General features: G+C 60.8%; 11 protein-coding genes and 2 tRNA genes. 4 read left to right on the forward strand and 9 right to left on the reverse strand.

The window, feature by feature from the left end; all coding sequences use genetic code 11:
• Nucleotides 1–43: 43 nt before the first annotated feature.
• From BN1139_RS00775 to BN1139_RS00800, 6 genes are all read right to left on the reverse strand, one after another.
• Nucleotides 44–1,240 (reverse strand): ABC transporter substrate-binding protein, encoded by a 1,197-nt coding sequence (locus BN1139_RS00775; RefSeq protein WP_005350556.1) that lies wholly within the window; start codon nt 1,238–1,240, stop codon nt 44–46.
• Nucleotides 1,241–1,257: 17 nt separating this feature from the next.
• Nucleotides 1,258–3,411 (reverse strand): FAD-dependent oxidoreductase, encoded by a 2,154-nt coding sequence (locus BN1139_RS00780; protein WP_005350558.1) that lies wholly within the window; start codon nt 3,409–3,411, stop codon nt 1,258–1,260.
• A complete protein-coding gene (locus tag BN1139_RS00785; RefSeq protein ID WP_005350561.1) occupies nt 3,411–3,992 on the reverse strand; it encodes a carboxymuconolactone decarboxylase family protein in 582 nt (193 codons plus the stop codon). The genes BN1139_RS00780 and BN1139_RS00785 overlap by 1 nt, the downstream gene beginning before the upstream one ends.
• Before the next feature lie 11 nt (nt 3,993–4,003).
• Nucleotides 4,004–4,678: a DUF1499 domain-containing protein gene (locus BN1139_RS00790; RefSeq protein WP_005350563.1), complete on the reverse strand. Its 675-nt coding sequence runs from the start codon at nt 4,676–4,678 to the stop codon at nt 4,004–4,006.
• 179 nt (nt 4,679–4,857) lie between these two features.
• Complete coding sequence (locus tag BN1139_RS00795; RefSeq protein ID WP_005334269.1) at nt 4,858–5,136, reverse strand: peptidylprolyl isomerase; 279 nt, start codon at nt 5,134–5,136, stop codon at nt 4,858–4,860.
• Nucleotides 5,137–5,267: 131 nt separating this feature from the next.
• A complete protein-coding gene (locus BN1139_RS00800; RefSeq protein WP_005350568.1) occupies nt 5,268–5,642 on the reverse strand; it encodes a hypothetical protein in 375 nt (124 codons plus the stop codon).
• Between the two features lie 514 nt (nt 5,643–6,156).
• Between BN1139_RS00800 and tamA the strand changes: the two genes are divergently transcribed.
• Both tamA and tamB read left to right on the forward strand, forming a co-directional pair.
• Nucleotides 6,157–7,932 (forward strand): autotransporter assembly complex protein TamA, encoded by a 1,776-nt coding sequence (gene tamA / locus BN1139_RS00805; RefSeq protein ID WP_005350577.1) that lies wholly within the window; start codon nt 6,157–6,159, stop codon nt 7,930–7,932.
• A 61-nt stretch (nt 7,933–7,993) separates the two neighbouring features.
• Nucleotides 7,994–11,794, forward strand: coding sequence for an autotransporter assembly complex protein TamB (gene tamB / locus BN1139_RS00810; protein WP_013723925.1), 3,801 nt, complete (start codon nt 7,994–7,996; stop codon nt 11,792–11,794).
• 176 nt (nt 11,795–11,970) lie between these two features.
• On the opposite strand, the gene BN1139_RS00815 is transcribed toward tamB, so the two are convergent.
• Nucleotides 11,971–12,055: transfer RNA gene (locus BN1139_RS00815), tRNA-Tyr, on the reverse strand.
• 34 nt (nt 12,056–12,089) lie between these two features.
• Nucleotides 12,090–12,174, reverse strand: a tRNA-Tyr gene (locus BN1139_RS00820).
• A 124-nt stretch (nt 12,175–12,298) separates the two neighbouring features.
• On the opposite strand from BN1139_RS00820, the gene BN1139_RS00825 reads away from it, so the two are divergent.
• Nucleotides 12,299–12,808: a VC2046/SO_2500 family protein gene (locus tag BN1139_RS00825; protein WP_005350580.1), complete on the forward strand. Its 510-nt coding sequence runs from the start codon at nt 12,299–12,301 to the stop codon at nt 12,806–12,808.
• Between the two features lie 111 nt (nt 12,809–12,919).
• Here BN1139_RS00825 and hpf read toward each other — a convergent pair whose 3' ends face one another.
• A complete protein-coding gene (hpf, locus tag BN1139_RS00830) occupies nt 12,920–13,258 on the reverse strand; it encodes a ribosome hibernation-promoting factor, HPF/YfiA family (protein WP_005350582.1) in 339 nt (112 codons plus the stop codon).
• Nucleotides 13,259–13,626: 368 nt separating this feature from the next.
• On the opposite strand from hpf, the gene BN1139_RS00835 reads away from it, so the two are divergent.
• Nucleotides 13,627–16,131 carry a putative bifunctional diguanylate cyclase/phosphodiesterase gene (locus tag BN1139_RS00835; protein ID WP_005350584.1) on the forward strand — a complete coding sequence of 835 codons (2,505 nt, stop codon included), beginning with the start codon at nt 13,627–13,629 and terminating at the stop codon, nt 16,129–16,131.
• Nucleotides 16,132–16,209: the final 78 nt, after the last annotated feature.

Genomic DNA, 16,209 nt, shown 5'->3' on the forward strand with positions numbered 1-16,209 from the left:
CGCCACGGTCGGGAGCGGGAAAGCGGGTGACCAGCGGCACTCATCAGTGACCGTAACGCTCGGCCCAGGCTGCTTCCAGCTTGAGCTGCCAGCTGGGGTGAGGCTCGGCCACTGCTTTGAAGCGTAGTGCCGGTTGCCCCTTGGCTGAATCAGGCAGGGTATCGGCCCGCAGCACGCTGGGATCACCCCAGAAGGCCGGATTGGCTTTTCGTGCCTGCGCCGCCGGGCTCAGCAGGAAGTTGGCCACCACCTTGGCACCCGCACGGGCACTGGCGTTGAAGGGGATGGCGAGAAAATGGCTGTTGGTGAGCGCCCCTTTCTCCATGGCGACGGCTTCCACACTGGGGGGCAGGGCGCCAATCTGGGCGGCGCTCTGCGCCTCCTGCGGATTGAAGCTGATGGCCATGGCCAGTTCGCCATCATCGAGTAGCTGGCGGGTTTCGGCGGCGCTGGTGGGGAACAGTTTGCCCTTGCGCCAGAGTGCCGGATGCAGCTCATCGAGCCAGGCCCAGAGCGGGGCGGTCACGTTGGCAAAGTCGCTCTCGGTCGCCTCCCCATAGAGGGGGGCGGGGTTTGGTGTCAGCTCCAGCAGGATCTGCTTGAGAAAACTGGAGCCATGGAACTGGGGCGGCTTGGGATAGGTGAAGCGGCCGGGATGGGCCTTGGCCCACGCCAGCAGGGCTGCAGCCGAGGTGGGCGCTCTGGCGACCTCTTCGGTATCGACCATCAGATTGAGCTGGCCGATGCCCCAGGGGGCTTCAAGCCCTTCCACCGGCAGGGTGAAGTCCTCACTCACCGGCAGGCTGTTGTCTACCAGCGCCATGTTGGGCAGCTCGGCGGTAAAGGGAGCGCCAAGCAGCCCTTGCTCCTTGAGCGCCTTGAAGTTCTTGCCGTTGACCCAGAGCAGGTCGATGGGCCCGCCAGCTTGCTTGCCCGCCTGCTTGTTGGCCAGCAACTGGCTGACGCTCTGGGCGATGTCATCCACCTTCACCTGCACCAGTTTGACCTGATAGTCGCGCGCCAGCTCCTGCCCGGCCCACACCAGATAGGCGTTGATCTCCGGGCTGCCGCCCCAGGCGTTGAAGTAGACGGTCTGCCCCTTCGCCTCCTCAAGGGTCTGTTGCCAGTTGTCATCAGGGGTGGCTAACAGCGGGCCGCTGGCCAACAGTGGCAGGACGAACAGCATGGCGTTTAGCCGCTGTTTGAGCTGTGAGTTGAGTTGTGAGAATGGCTTGAGCATAAACGTTTCTCTGGTTGTCAGGCGCCACGGCGCCAGCGGTGATAACGGGCCAGCAACGCCAGCACCCGGGTGGGCTGGTGGGCCCGTTTCCATTCACCCGCCACATATTTGTTCCCCTCCATCAGGGTGGGATAGGCGTGAATGGTGCCGAGGATCTTGCCAAGTCCGAGGCGGTGACGCATGGCGAGCACAAATTCGGCGATCCGCTCACCGGCGTGAGTGCCCACTATGGTGGCGCCAAGGATAGTATCCTTGCCCGGCACGGTCAGCACCTCGACAAAACCGTGGCGCTCGCCATCGGCAATGGCTCTGTCCAGCTCAGCCAGCTCAAAGCGGGTCGCCTCGAAGGGGATCTTCTGCGCTTCGGCTTCCTTGCGATTGAGCCCAACCCGGGCAATCTCCGGCGTGGTGTAGGTGGCCGCCGGAATGACCCGATAGTCGGCCTGAAAGCGCTTGAACTGGCCAAACAGGGCATTTACTGCCGCATACCAGGCCTGATGGGCGGCAAAGTGGGTGAACTGGTAAGGGCCCGCTACATCCCCCACCGCCAATATGCTGGGGAAGTTGGTGGCCAGGAAGCCATCGACCGCTATGGTGCCGCGGGGGGCAAGCTCGACCCCCAACGCTTCGAGCCCGAAGCCGCTCACATTGGCGACCCGACCCAGTGCCAGCAGCAGTTGATCCCCTTCAACCTGTTGTGTTTCTTCGCCTCGGCGCAGTTGCAGCCGGATCGGTAGCTCCCCCTCGGCAGCGGGCAGATAGTCGGCTCGCTCGGCGCGCCAGCCTGTGAGTAGCCGCACGCCATCGCGGCTCATCTGCCCGGCCAACGCGTCGGCCACTTCCCTATCTTCGCGGGGCAGCAGTTGCTCCGAGAGTTCCACCAACGTAACGGGAATGCCGAGCAGGGCGAAGCTCTGGGCCAGCTCGCAGCCGATGGGGCCACCGCCCAGTACCAGCAGGCGGCGCGGCGGGGTGCGCAGTTGCCAGAGGCTATCCGAGGTGAGGTAAGGCACCTGATCCAGCCCCGGCAGGTTGGGCACCAACGGCCGGGCGCCGGTAGCGATGACGATATGGCGGCTGGCAAGGCGCTGGCCGTTCACCTCCACCTCCCAGGGGGAGACCAGCCGCGCCTCCCCTTCGATGCACTCCACCCCAAGCCCTTGATAGCGCTCGATGGAGTCGTGGGGCTCGACCTCTTTGATGACCGCGGCCACCCGCTCCATCACCGCCGAAAAATCGGCGCGGGAGTGGCTTGGGCTAAAGCCCAGCTCGTCGGCTTTACGCTGCTCTGCGGCAAAGCGGGCGCTGCGGATCAATGCCTTGGAGGGGACGCAGCCACTGTTGAGGCAATCGCCCCCCATCTTGTGCTTCTCGATGAGCGCCACCTTGGCCTTCACCGCCGCGGCGATATAGCTGGTGACCAGCCCACCGGCGCCCGCACCGATCACCAGCAGGTTGTAGTCATAGCGAGCGGGTTTGCGGTAAGGGGCGAGCAGGCGCCGCTGGGCGAGGTGCGCGGTCAATTTTTTGACCAGCAAGGGCATCAGCCCCAGCAGGGTCAGCGCGACCATCAGGCCGGGAGAGAGGATATTGCCGGTGCTGGTTAATTGGCCAAGCTCGCTGCCCGCCAGCACATAGACGAAGGTTCCGGGCAGCATGCCAAGCTGGCTCACCCAGTAGTAGGTGCTGACACTGATGGGGGTAAGCCCCATCAGCAGATTGACCAGAAAGAAGGGGAAGACGGGGATGAGGCGCAGGCTGAGCAGATAGAAGGCCCCCTCCTTCGCCATGCCGGACTGAAAGGTGGCCAGCTTGTCGCCAAAGCGGGCGGTGACCCAGTCGCGCAGCAAGAAGCGGGCGCTGAGAAATGCCAGGGTCGCGCCTATGGTGCTGGCAAAGGAGACCAGCAGCAGCCCCCAGGCGACACCAAACACCGCGCTGCCACCCAGGGTGAGCAGGCTGGCACCGGGCAGGGAGAGGGCGGTGCTCAGCACATAGATAAGCACGAACAGCAGGCTGGCCGAGACAAAGTGGCTGTCGACCCAGTGCGCCACTGCAGCCTGCTGGGCCTGCAAGGCGCCCAGACTGAGATAGCGGCCAAGATCGAGGGCAAAAAAGGTGCCGATAAGGCCCCCCATCACCAGCGCAAGCAGCAGGCGGGTCCGGTTCATCAGGCGTCCTTGCTGTCTGGCTGGGCGGGGCGTTCCGGTTGCACCGGCAGCTGGCAGAAGCCCTGCGGGGCGATATCGAGGGCGGCGTTGAACTTGGCCGACATGTTCTGGAAGGCGATGAGGCCGGTCAGCTCCACCATGGCATCATCGTCGAACCAGGGCTTGAGGCGGGCCGCCTGCTTATCGCTCACCCCATCCAGCCCGGTCATCGCTTCGGTGTAGTCGAGCACAGCTTTCTCTCGCTCGTCGAACAAGGTGCTTTCGCGCCAGTTGGCCAGCGCCTCCACCTTCTCGCTGGAGCCCGCCCGTTTGATCAGGGTCATGGCGTTGATGTCGACGCAGAAGCGGCACCAGTTGAGCTGGGAGACCCGCACCGTCACCAGCGAGCGCAGAACGGGGTCGATGGGGGAGCGCTTGCGGTTGATGACGCCGTAGAGGGTGGCGACGGCGGCAAACAGGCGCGGCGAGCGGCCCCAGCACTTGCCTGGAATGAGCACCTGACCATAGTTGCGCTTTTGCAGCCAGAAAAAGGGGCGGATAAACCAGGCATATTCCCGGTCGGGTTTCACCTCGACGCGCATTGATGACCTTCTTAGTGTTTCAGGTTGGGTTTGTAGGCCTGACCCAGCCGCTCGTTGAGGCGGATCAGAAACTCCTCGATCCGTGCCCGGTTGGTACCCAGATCGCTCTGCCCCTGACGGGAAGCTGACCGCATATCGATGCGGGTTTCGCTGGGGCCGACAAAGACCCGCAGCGCCACATCATCCTGAAAGCCGAACCAGCCGGTGGTAACCACCGCATCCAGACCATCCGGGCTCGGTCGTACCTGCCAGCCCAGCTCCTGCATCAGTTCGCTGGCTTCAATCACCACTTCGGCAGGAGAGGCCCTGGTAAAGAGAGGACCGGGTTTTGCCTCAACTGCTTTCAGCGGAGCGCTATTTATTGGCAGATCCTGCGCTGTTCTGAGCTCTGCCGCCCAGCGCAGCAGGGGGGGATTATAGGGATCTGTGCTCACATCGTTGATCAGCGGCATGCGCAGTGTTTGCGCCACAAAGGTCAGAGGCAGCAGTAGCGGCAAGGCGCCAAGGCCGCTGGCGTAGCGGTTACGGCTCCAGGGCAGGCGTACCAGCAAGATCAGGGAAACAAGGGCTCCGATGAGACAGATCGCAAAACCGATCCACCAGGGCCAGAGATGAAGGCGGCTGCCGAGGGCGCCAGCGAGCGGGAGTAACCAGGCCAGCAGGGGCCACAAGCAAGAGCGGGGCATAGCACGGGATCCATCGTCGAATGTGGACAATGCCGAGAAGGATAAACTTAATTGCCTGATAACGTTAGTAAATTGATGAGAGTTTGGCGTGGTTTTGGTCAGTTTTGCGAGGGAGATGCAGAGGTCGATGAAGCCCGCCTGACGGGAGCTTCACCGAGAAAATGGTCAGTTGCGATGACTTAGTTGCGATAGAGCACTTTGATCAGATGGAAGCCGAACTTGGTGCGCACCGGCCCCAGTACCTTGAGCAGTTCGCCTTTGAATACTGCATCGTCAAAGGGCTTGACCATATCCCCCTTGTTGAACTCCCCCAGATCGCCGCTGCGTTTTGCAGAAGCGCAGGTAGAGAAGCGCTTGGCCATCTGGCCGAAGTCGGCTCCCTTCTCGATCTTCTCCTTGATCTCCAGACACTGTTTTTCGGTCTTGACCAGAATGTGCTGGGCACAGGCTTTTTTCATCGGGGCGCTCCTGGGAGTGATGGCGAAGGTTGTTAACGCCAAGGGTGGTGGCAAATCGGGGCGCAAGAGTACCCCAATTTGCCACCGGCGTCAGCCATCACCCCGCCATTTACCGGCGTTCGTCAGCCCTGTTACTGGCGAGCGCGGGTGGCCAGCACGGCGCGGGGGCGCGCTTGCCAGATGATCTCCAGCCCGAGCAGGGCGTAGAGGCTCCAGATGGCCAGCGGATTGAGCCACTCACCCCCCAGTTGCAGGGTCATCAGGGCGCAACCTGCCAGCAGCAGGGTGATGCCCGGCAGCCGCCAGTGGACGGGCAGGGGGGCCAGCATCGCCATCGCCAGCAGAATTCCGAGGCCAAACGGCAGGTTCAGGGCGGTAAAGGCCAGCGCCTGCTGGCCACTCATGCCGGTCAGCAGGGCCAGCAGGGCGCTACAACAGGCGAGAAAGGTGATGAACTCGAGACGATCGGCAATATAGTCAGCCATCTGTTCGCTACGTGCATGCATGATGTGTCTCCTTCAGTTGATGGTTCAAGTGTGAGGGAGGGACGTTCGCAAAGGCAGCGGGATAATTCGATTGTGCTGAACGAGCAATTCTTAATCACCCGCTACGGCGGGCTTTGGCGTGTGCCGGGTCTGTTAAACGGTGATGGTGGGGCGATGCCGACAAACTCTGTCGTGGTGGGTTTCTGGTGGTAAAGAGAGGGGGAGAGGTGACAAATGGTGCCTGACGACGAAGTGAACCTTGTTCAGGGCAGGTCAATTCGCCCTCATCGGGAAAGCGGGCGGCGTCATTGTCACCAAAATGTGTGATTTGTGGTCAACCTCTTAAAAGATATGGTGAATTTGCCAATGGCGCCGCGCTGTCGCTGGCCGATGCCTATGTTAGGATAAGGTTCGCCATTTTTCTGGCGCGCATTTTTGTGTCACGGCCATGCACGGCATGGCGTGCTGCGCCGCATTCGGGGTTGGCCCGAAAGGGCGCTGGTTTCCTTCACCACAGATTCAGGAATATTGACCTTTGACAGGATGCATTTCATCCCTGCTGGCAGGGCGTTCACTGTCTGGCTCTGCGTTTCGCCGCGGCCTGCGGGTACTGGGGGTGGGCATGTTGCTGTCGCTGCTGGCTTCGCCCGCGTTTGCCGCCAAGCTCACCTATCAGGTCAAGGGGTTGAAAGGGGAGAACAAGGATAACGTTGAAGCCTACCTCAATGCCCTGCCGGTCTATCAGGAGCGGCAATACCGCCCGGCCCGCGCAAAAATTACCGAGAGCGTGCAAAAGGCGCTGCAGGTTTATGGCTACTACCAGCCGAAAATCACCCTGAGCCGCGACAAGAAGACTCCGTCCAAAGTGGTGATTGAGGTGGACAAGGGGGAGCCGGTCATCGTCTCCCGCCTCGATATTCTGCTGGAGGGGGATGCGGGCAGCGACGAGCTCTACAGCGCCCTGCTGGACAAGTTGCCCCTCAAAGAGGGGGAGCCACTCAACCACGCCAAATATGAATCCATCAAGGCCGATCTGGGCAGCCTCGGGCTGGCCCGCGGTTACTTTGATGCCAAGCTGAGCAAGAGTCAGGTCAAGGTGTTCCCGGACAAGGGGACGGCGGAGATCTTTATTCTGTTCGAATCGGGCCATCGCTACCGTTTTGGCGAGATCCGCTACGATGCCACTCCCGAAGCGCTTCACCTTATTCGCCCGCTTATCAACATCAAGAGCGGCGACCCCTATCTCGCCATCCGTCTGGCCGAGATGTCGCAGGATGTCTCCTCTACCAAGCTGTTCCGTCAGGTCGATATCAAGCCGGTATTGAGCGAGGCGAGCAACTATCGGGTACCCATCGCGGTGACGCTGGATAACCGGGTCGATCACGAAATCGAGACCGGTATCGGTTACGCCACCGACGTAGGCCCGCGGATGAGTGCCACCTGGGAGAAACCCTGGGTCAATCGCTACGGCCACCGTCTGTTTGCCACCGCCAAGGTGTCGGCGCCGGAGGCAGAGCTCAGCTTCGACTATCAGATCCCGGTGGGCAACCCGCTACGGGACTACTACTCCATCCAGACCGGTTACCAGTACAAGGACAACAACGATACCCGCTCCGATCTCACGACCATCGGTGTGCACCGCTGGACGCGGCGGCCGGAGAGCTGGGATCGGGACGTCTTTATCCGGCTGGAGAACGAGATCTATACCCAGGGCGCCGACGAGGGGAACAGCTTGCTGCTGATCCCCGGGGTCTCTTGGTCCCGACTGCGGGTGCGCGGCACCCTGGTGCCCGATTGGGGGGATCGCCAGCAGCTGACGCTGGAGTTCTCCGACCCCAGATGGGGTTCCGACATCAGCTTTATGCGGGTGTGGGGGCGCAGCAAGTGGCTGCGAACTCTAGGCGATAACCACAGATTCCTGATGCGGGCAGAGCAGGGGGCCATTATAGGTGACAGCTTCTCGCTGGTGCCGCCGTCTTTGCGCTTCTTTACCGGTGGCGATCAGACGGTGCGCGGCTTTGGTTACGAGAGCATCTCCCCCACCGGGCCGGATGGTAAGCTGACCGGTGGCCGCTACACCAGCGTGGCCAGTCTGGAATACAACTACCGCTTCAGCGAGAAGTGGCTGGGGGCCATGTTTGTGGATGGCGGCACCTCCACCACCGATTACAGCGAACCTTGGAAAATAGGTACCGGCGTCGGTGTGCGCTGGGTCACCCCCATCGGTCAGGTCAGGCTGGATCTGGCGGTCGGGGTATCGGAGGAGGACAAGCCCTTGCGGCTGCATTTCGCATTGGGGCCTGAATTATGATGTTGTCTAAACGCTTTTTTCTTTGGCCGCTGCGGCTGTATCTTGCGCGGGGGTCTGCATTGTGATCTGGCTAAAACGCATTTTTCTCTGGCTGATGGGGCTGGTGTTCCTACTGCTCATCGGTGTCAGCCTGCTGGGCTTTACCCATCAGGGCAACAAGTGGTTGTGGCAACAGGCCAAGGGAGCGCTGCCTTCTCTCAAGGGGGAGCTGGTGGCCGGTCAGCTTGGCTACGGCTGGACCCTGGAAGGGGCCGGCTGGCAGGATGAGCTGGTGGATGTCACGGTGGATCGCGCCGTGCTCGACTGGGATCTCGGCAAGTTGCTGCAGGGCAAGCTCTGGATAAAATCCCTTGCGGTGACCCATCCGGTGGTCAAGGTAGCCGACTCCAAGCCTGCACCGGAAGAGCCTTCCGAACCCTTTGTCTGGCGCCCGCTGCCACTCAAAATTCAGGTCGACAGCCTCAAGGTGGCCGATCTCGATCTGGCAGTGCCCGGCGTGGCCGTGACCCTGGGGTCCCTCGATATCGGCGCCACCCTCAACCGCAAGGGGCTGATTGTACGCGGCCCGGTGCTCGATAACCTGACGGTGACGCTGGATGACGCGACACCCTCCAACACAGCCAAATCTGCCAAGCAGCCGGCCGCTAACGAGAAGCAAGCCGTGACTGCGGTGGCGCGCAACGACAAGGCCAGCGCCAATACCCCCAAACAGGGCAAAGGGGCGCCAGTTGCAAAAACTGCAAAGGCTGCCCCCATTCTCCTGCCCGCCATTCATCTTCCTTTCCCCATCCAGCTGGAAGGGGTCAGCGCGACCCGGGTGCAATATAAGCAGGGCGAGCTGATTGAAGGGCTCGACAAGCTGTTGCTGTCGGCCACTGCTGCCGACGATCGCATCGAGGTGCGCGAGCTCTCGCTGCGCCACGCCATGGCTGACCTGGTGCTCAAGGGCCATATCCAGCTCAGTGACGACTACCCGCTGGCGGTGACCCTGGATGCCAAGGCCCGCAAGGGGCTGCTGGATGGCGAGCTGCAGGGTGAGCAGGCCATGCTGGCGCTGAGCGGTTCGGTCGGCAAGCTGGGGCTGGCGTTGTCTGCCAAGGGGCCGATTGCAGCCAATCTCAAGGGCTCGCTGGCCGCTCTCGACCCGGATCTGCCTTTTGATCTGGCCCTCGACTGGAAGAGCCTTGGCTGGCCTCTTCACAAGCCCGCCAAAGATGAGCCGAGCTATCGGCTGGACAAAGGGAGCCTGACTGCCAAGGGCAAGCTCTCCGGCTACCAGTTTGCCCTCAATACCTCCGGCAAGGGGACCGATGTCCCCCCCTTCAAGCTTGCGCTGGACGGGAAGGGGGATCTGGAGCGGCTCAGCAAGATCGCCTTGCAGCTCAATGGCCTCAAGGGGGAGCTCAAGCTCGATGGCAAGCTGGCATGGAACAAGGGGATCGAGTGGCAGGGGACCACTCTGTTCAAGGGGATCAATCCGGCCGAGCTGTTGCCTGAGCTGAAAGGGACGCTGGCCGGTGAGCTGGAGAGCCGTTTCGTGATGAACGAAGCGGGCCACTGGGAGCTGAAACTGCCCAAGCTCAAGGTGGATGGCAAGCTCAACCAGTACCCGCTGGCCCTCAAGGGGGAGCTTAGCGGCAACGACAAGATGGAGTGGCAGATCCCGGCGCTCTCGCTGCAAAGTGGTCCCAACCAGTTGCAGGCCAAGGGCAGTATCAGCAGCGCCCAGTGGAAGCTCGATGCCAACCTGCAGGCTCCCCAGCTGGGGGGCATCTATCCCGGCCTGAAAGGGGATATCAAGGGGCAGGTGAAGGTCAGTGGCAATCAGCAAACGCCAAAAATCGATGCGGATCTCGCCTCCGACCGGCTCTACTATGCCGGCACCGACCTGAAGGGCATTAGCCTCAAGGGCAATGTGGCGATCGGTGCCAAACCGGCCGGTGAGCTCGCGTTGTTGGTGGCGCAGTTGAAACAGGGTGAGACCAAGCTCAGCCAGCTGGCCCTGAACCTCAGCGGCGATATCAGTCAGCATCTGTTGACCCTGACCATGAAGGGTGACCCTGTTGCGGCCAACCTCAAACTGGGTGGCGGCGTGCGCGGGGATAACTGGCGCGGGGCGCTCTCCGAGTTGCGGCTGAAAACCCCGCTGCGCCGTTGGGACTTGAGCTCCCCCTGGGCACTGGATCTTGATCTGCCGCGTCAGCGGCTGGCGATGGGGGATCTCTGCCTCGGCTCTCAGGGGGCCAGCCTCTGCGTCAAGGGGAGTCAGGTTTCCGCTGCCCAGGGCACTCTGGAGTTTGCCCTGAGCGAGTTTGATCTCAAGCGGCTGCGCCCCTGGTTGCCGGACAACTTCCGCTGGCAGGCGATGCTCTCGGCCGATGGGCGTGCCAGCTGGCGTGGCAATCAGCCGACCCTGCATGCGGTGGTACGCACCACGCCGGGCACTTTTGTGGCAGATGGCCTCAAGACCGACTATCAGCAGCTGGCTCTGGCCCTGGATTTCGAGCGGCAGCAGGCGGCCATTCGACTCGATTTTGCCTCCAAGCAGATCGGCAATATCGATACCGACCTGCTGATCAGGGAGCCCGCCGGTCGCGGTCTGCTCGGTGGTCAGCTCAAGTTTGACGATCTCAAGCTCAATACCTTTGCGCCGCTCATCCCTGAGGTGCGCTCCCTGCAAGGGATCATCTCCGCCGATGCCCGTTTCGATGGCACCCTGGCGGCGCCCCTGCTGTTTGGCCAGCTCAACCTGCGTGACGGTGAAGTGCAGACCCACTCCGACATGGTGACCCTGACCAAGCTGGTGACCCGCCTCAAGATTGAGGGCAATCGGGCCGAGCTGGATGGTTCCATGCTGGTGGGCAAGGGGCCGCTGGCGTTGGGCGGCTGGCTCAGCTGGGCCAAGATGCCGGTCAGCGGCAGCCTCACCATTCAGGGCAAGGATCTGGAGGCGCAATATCCGGGCATGGGCCGGGTCAGAGTCTCGCCCGATATCGCGGTGTCGCTGGGGGAGGAGACCCGGATTACCGGTCAGGTGGATATTCCCTGGGCGCGCATTCTGGTCAAGAGCCTGCCGGATTCGGCGGTGGCGGTCTCCGACGATGTGACTGTGGTCTATGACGATCTGCCCCCGGCTCCCAAGCAGGCCAGCCTGCCGCTGGCGATGAAGGTGGCGATCCGCCTTGGCAACGATGTGAAGCTCGATGCCATGGGGCTGAAGACCGATGTCTCCGGTGGCCTCAATATCCGTCAGGATCCCGAGAAACCGCTGGCTGGCAATGGCCAGCTGGTGCTGACCAACGGCCGCTTCAAGGCCTATGGTCAGAACCTCATCATCAAGGAGGGGCGGATCCTCTTCTCCGGTCCGCTGGATCGGCCCTTCCTCAACATCGAGGCCAACCGGGATCCCGATACCATAGAAGGTCAGGTGACGGTCGGGGTGCGGGTGACCGGCCCTGCCAGCAAGCCTGAAATCACTGTCTACTCCGAGCCGCAGATGGCGCAGTCGGAACAGCTCTCCTATCTGCTGCGCGGCAAAGGGTTGCAGACCGGCGGTGAGGATGGCGGTTTCAACGGTCTGCTGGTGGCCGGAGCGGTGAGTCAGGCGAATGGCGTAGTGTCGAGTATCGGCGAGTCGCTGGGGATGAGCGATGTCTCTCTCGATACCGCGGGCAGTGGCGACAACACCCAGGTGACGCTGTCGGCCTATCTGCTGCCGGGTTTGCAGTTCCAGTACGGGGTCGGGGTTTTCAGCCCCATCGCCGAGTTCAAGCTGCGCTACGAGGTATTGCCAAGGCTCTATCTGCAAGCGATGAGCGGGGTGGCTCAGGCGGTCGATATCTTCTATCGCTTTACTCTGTAACGCTTCATCCCGTAACAGGGCTGATATGAACGTAAACGGGAGGCGCAGACCTCCCGTTTTTTATTGCGCGATTGGCCGCGGGCAAGCCGTGATAAAGGTTGGCAGTGCAGAGGGAGAATGAATTGCGATGGGCCAAAAATGCGAAAACCCGGCGCGAGGCCGGGTTTTCTGAATGATGGTGGAGGGAGAAGGATTCGAACCTTCGAAGGCAGAGCCGTCAGATTTACAGTCTGATCCCTTTGGCCGCTCGGGAACCCCTCCACGGGGTATTGCTTTCAACTTGTCGCACTTGAAATGGTGGAGGGAGAAGGATTCGAACCTTCGAAGGCAGAGCCGTCAGATTTACAGTCTGATCCCTTTGGCCGCTCGGGAACCCCTCCACAAGTGCGAGGCGCATACTAACAGATCTTCCGGTTTTGTGAACCCCCAAGCAGGATTTTTCCATTAAAAGAATTGGATTTGTGGCCGATAACCAGTGAGATCGCCATTTTCGAGAGTTATCTCATGCTGCCCAGTTCAATCCGTAATCACCTGCTCGTTGATGAGGGCCAGTTGGGGCAGCGCCTCAACCGTGACCTGCAGCATGGGGATCGGGCGGATTTCAGGTTGCATCTGGCCCTGCTGACCGACGCGGTGGAGGAGCAGCCTTGGTTTGATGCCAAACCGGCGGCCACTCCCCAGAGCCGTGACTGGCGTCTGCACTTTGATCTGCGACCGGCAGAGATGCTGGTGGCTGAAGGGGCGGGGAGTGACTGCAGTGCCATCAATGAGCGATTGCAGCAAGGGGGAAGCATGGTGGATGTGCGGCTCTGGCTGGCGCTGCAAACGCCGCCGCTGACGGTCAAACAGCCGCTGCTGGATGAGGCTGTCTACGACAACCTGTCACCGCTGGCGCGGGAGCGGTTGCAAGGAAAGCTGGCCGATGTGCCGAGGCAGGAGGATCCGCTGGTATTGCTGCCGATCCTCGATCGTTTGCAAGAGGGGGTGGATACCCGGTTGCACTGGCTCAGTTGATGGTGCCTGTTCACTGACGTAACGCTGTGCTTGTCGGGAAATTACAGGCAACAAAAAGGCGGGTAACCCCGCCTTTATGCTCTTTGGAATTTTTAGCCTCGCGGCATGCCATCAAGCGTCAGCTTCATCCGGTTGCGGCTGCTCCTTGAACGCGGCATTGGCACGACGGGCAATCGGCTTTTCGGTGTGACGGTTGAGTTGGCGCTCCAGTTTTTGCCCCAGTTCGTTGATGGCGGCGTAGAGATCCTCATGCTCTGCCTGGGCAAACAGTTTGCCGTTGGGGATGCCAGCACTGGCTTCGACAGTGAACATCAGACGCTCTTTGGAAACAATCACATGGGGTGTGATGAGAGGCACCTGAAGACGTTCGAGCTTTTCAAAACGGGATTCGATGCGCTCGCGGATAGCCGGGGTGATGTCGATGATTTTGCTGGTAATTTCGATTTTCATATTGGCCCCCTTCGGGTCGTCTTGCTTGTGTCTTCACCTTCAGATTACTCATTGGTAAAGATTGAAATGTGATCCATGTCACATAACCTTCCCTTGGCTATTCAGCAACTTATAAATTGTGATCTTTTCCGGTTTCGTGCCAAAAACAGCTTGAGCTCCATGAAACTGGCAGGCAGTATGACGGGAATAGGATCGTTTCTGTCCCTTCTTGGCAGCACTTCGTGTCGACCTCATGTCCGGTTTCCACTGCTTGATATCGCATGTTTGTACTCTTCCCTCGCAACCTCTGATCTGATGAGCGGATGCAGGGGGCGTTGCTATGCCTGATTGGACATCAAACGTGGTTGGTTGTTGTGTTGGAGTGGTAAATGAAGCAGCAGGCCACGCAAGTCATGTGGTTTTTCGATCGGCAACATGATCAGTGGAGTCTCTCTGATCAGGGGGCCTACCAGCAGTGGCAAGGGGAGGGCAATCATCCCTGGGCCGCTCGCCTGTTACCGGAAGATGAGGCAGGCTTTGCCGACTTTCTCGTCCGGCTTCATGAATCACATCTGCCTGAACAGTTCATCGGTCATCTGAAAGATGATCAGGGGCAGCTCAACCATGTGCTCTGGAGTGGCCAGTTTGTGCCCACCCAGCAGATCTGCTGTGGCTGGCTGGCCCCTCTTGATACCGCCAACAGTGCTGTCTCCTCCCTCAATCTCTCTTTGCCATTGCTGCAAACCACCCTGCTCACCCAGTTGGCGCAGGCGCTCTCTGCCCGCACCGGGCTCGATTTCTTCAATACCCTGGTCAGCCAGCTGGCCCATATCCTCAAGGTGGATGCGGTCTGGGTGGGTGAGTTGTGCGGTGCAGATCGGGTCAAAGTGCTGGCTGCCGACGGGTTGTCGCTTAAAGACTACCCGCTGGTGGGTTCCCCCTGTCAGGAGCTCTACAAGCAAGGGGCCATCTGTTTCGAGGTGATCGACGAGTCGCAGGAGTATCAACCCTGGCTGGCGGCCGGGCAGACTTATTATGGTCAGCCGCTGTTTGATGCCAGAGGCCAACTTCTGGGCCATCTAGCGCTGCTCTATTCGGCCCCGGCAGATACCAGCAACCTCACCTCGGTGCTCAATACCTTCTCGGTACGGATGGTAGCCGAGCTGGAGCGTCTGCAATCCGATGCCCAGATGCGCCTCTCTGCCGTTGCATTCGAGACCCACGAAGGGATCATCATTACGGATCCGGGGTTCAAGATCCTGCGGGTCAACAACGCCTTCAGCCAGATCACCGGCTTCGACAGCCAGTCGGTGCTGGGCCTGCATCTGGAAGAGGATCTCTGGCCCAATCTGGGGGGGCTCGGCTACGAGCTCAATACCCTCAGCCGCTGGCAGGGGGAGACCCAGCGTCGCCATGTCGATGGTCACACCTATCCCCAGTGGGAGATAGTGACACCGGTGCAGGATGAAAAAGGGGTGATCAGCCACTTTGTCATCTGCTTCGAGGATATCTCCGAGCGCAAGGCGGCCGAGCGACGCATTCAGGATCTCGCCTATTACGACGAGCTGACCGGATTGCCCAATCGCCGTCAGTTGCACGAGACTCTGGTGCAGACCTTCAACGAGGCGACCCGCGATGGCTTGATTGGCGCGCTGCTCTTTATCGATCTCGACCACTTCAAGACCATCAACGACTCCCTCGGCCATGCCACCGGTGACTGGCTGCTCAAGGAGGTCGCCGCCCGTCTCAAACGGCTGGTGCGACAGGGGGATTGCCTGGCCCGTCTCGGCGGTGACGAGTTTGTGTTGCTGCTGCCATCGCTCTCGGCCAGCCCGCCCCAGGCGGAGATGCAGGCCGATATCATTGCCGAACGGCTTATCACCGAGATTGCCGCTCCTTATACCTATGTGGGGCAAGTGCTGCACATCGGCGCCAGTGTCGGTATTACCCTGTTTCCGGATCGGGAGCAGGGGGTCGATGATCTGCTCAAGCAGGCGGATACCGCCATGTATCAGGCCAAGTCCGCTGGCCGCAAGACCCGTCGCTTCTTCGATGCCTCGATGCAGCAGCAGGCGGATCGCCGTCTGCTCATTCACAACGAACTGCGTAACGCCCTCAGCCAGCAAGAGCTGACCCTCTACTATCAGCCTCAGCATATGGTCGATGGCGGCGATATCATTGGTGTCGAGGCGCTCATTCGCTGGCAGCCGGCCGGTCGCTCGCTGGTCTCGCCGGCAGAATTTATCCCCATCGCCGAGGAGACGGACCTGATTGTCGATATCGGCAACTGGGTGCTGCACGAGGCGTGCGCCCAGTATGTGCTGTGGGAGGAGAACGGCATCCACATTCCGCAGATCTCGGTCAACGTCAGTGCCAAGCAGTTCCATGCCACCGATTTTGTCGAGCGGATCCACGATGTGTTGGCGCAAACCGGCATGGATCCGGCCTGCCTCAATCTGGAGATCACTGAATCCGTGGTGCTGGGTCATGCCGAGGACACCATCAGCAAGATGACCGAGCTCAAGGAGCTCGGCATCAGCTTTGCCATCGACGATTTTGGCGCCGGTTACTCCTCCCTGAGCTACCTCAAGCGGCTACCTGCCGATGAGCTCAAGATCGACCGCTCCTTCATTCAGGACATCCCGAAAGATGGCGACAACATGGCCATCGTCGAGGCGGTGATCGCCATGGCCCGCCATATGGGCTTTAACGTCACGGCGGAAGGAGTGGAGTCCCGTCAGCAACTGGAGTTTCTCAAGGCGCAGGGGTGCAGTTTCTATCAGGGCTATCTCGCCTCCAAGCCGCTGCCGGTGCCCTATCTGGAGAAATATGTACAGCGGCTGACCAGACCGGAGCAACTGCGTGAAATGCAGCTGAGCGAGTCAGAAAAATAGTCCCTGCTCCCCGCTGTAGCGCTGCTCGGCAACGGGTAGAATGAGAGGCAGTAGACCCACCGCCACCGGGCGGTGTAT

It is taken from the genome of Aeromonas veronii bv. veronii (genome assembly GCF_000820225.1).
Classification (GTDB): Bacteria; Pseudomonadota; Gammaproteobacteria; order Enterobacterales; family Aeromonadaceae; genus Aeromonas; species Aeromonas veronii.

Excerpts from the sequence above, each read along its gene's own strand:
- BN1139_RS00785 (WP_005350561.1), bottom strand. The coding sequence starts at position 3,992 with ATGCGCGTCGAGGTGAAACCCGACCGGGAATATGCCTGGTTTATCCGC.
- hpf (WP_005350582.1), bottom strand. The coding sequence starts at position 13,258 with ATGAAAATCGAAATTACCAGCAAAATCATCGACATCACCCCGGCTATC.
- BN1139_RS00775 (WP_005350556.1), bottom strand. The coding sequence starts at position 1,240 with ATGCTCAAGCCATTCTCACAACTCAACTCACAGCTCAAACAGCGGCTA.
- BN1139_RS00780 (WP_005350558.1), bottom strand. The coding sequence starts at position 3,411 with ATGAACCGGACCCGCCTGCTGCTTGCGCTGGTGATGGGGGGCCTTATC.
- BN1139_RS00800 (WP_005350568.1), bottom strand. The coding sequence starts at position 5,642 with ATGCATGCACGTAGCGAACAGATGGCTGACTATATTGCCGATCGTCTC.
- BN1139_RS00825 (WP_005350580.1), top strand. The coding sequence starts at position 12,299 with ATGCTGCCCAGTTCAATCCGTAATCACCTGCTCGTTGATGAGGGCCAG.
- BN1139_RS00835 (WP_005350584.1), top strand. The coding sequence starts at position 13,627 with ATGAAGCAGCAGGCCACGCAAGTCATGTGGTTTTTCGATCGGCAACAT.
- BN1139_RS00795 (WP_005334269.1), bottom strand. The coding sequence starts at position 5,136 with ATGAAAAAAGCCTGTGCCCAGCACATTCTGGTCAAGACCGAAAAACAG.
- BN1139_RS00790 (WP_005350563.1), bottom strand. The coding sequence starts at position 4,678 with ATGCCCCGCTCTTGCTTGTGGCCCCTGCTGGCCTGGTTACTCCCGCTC.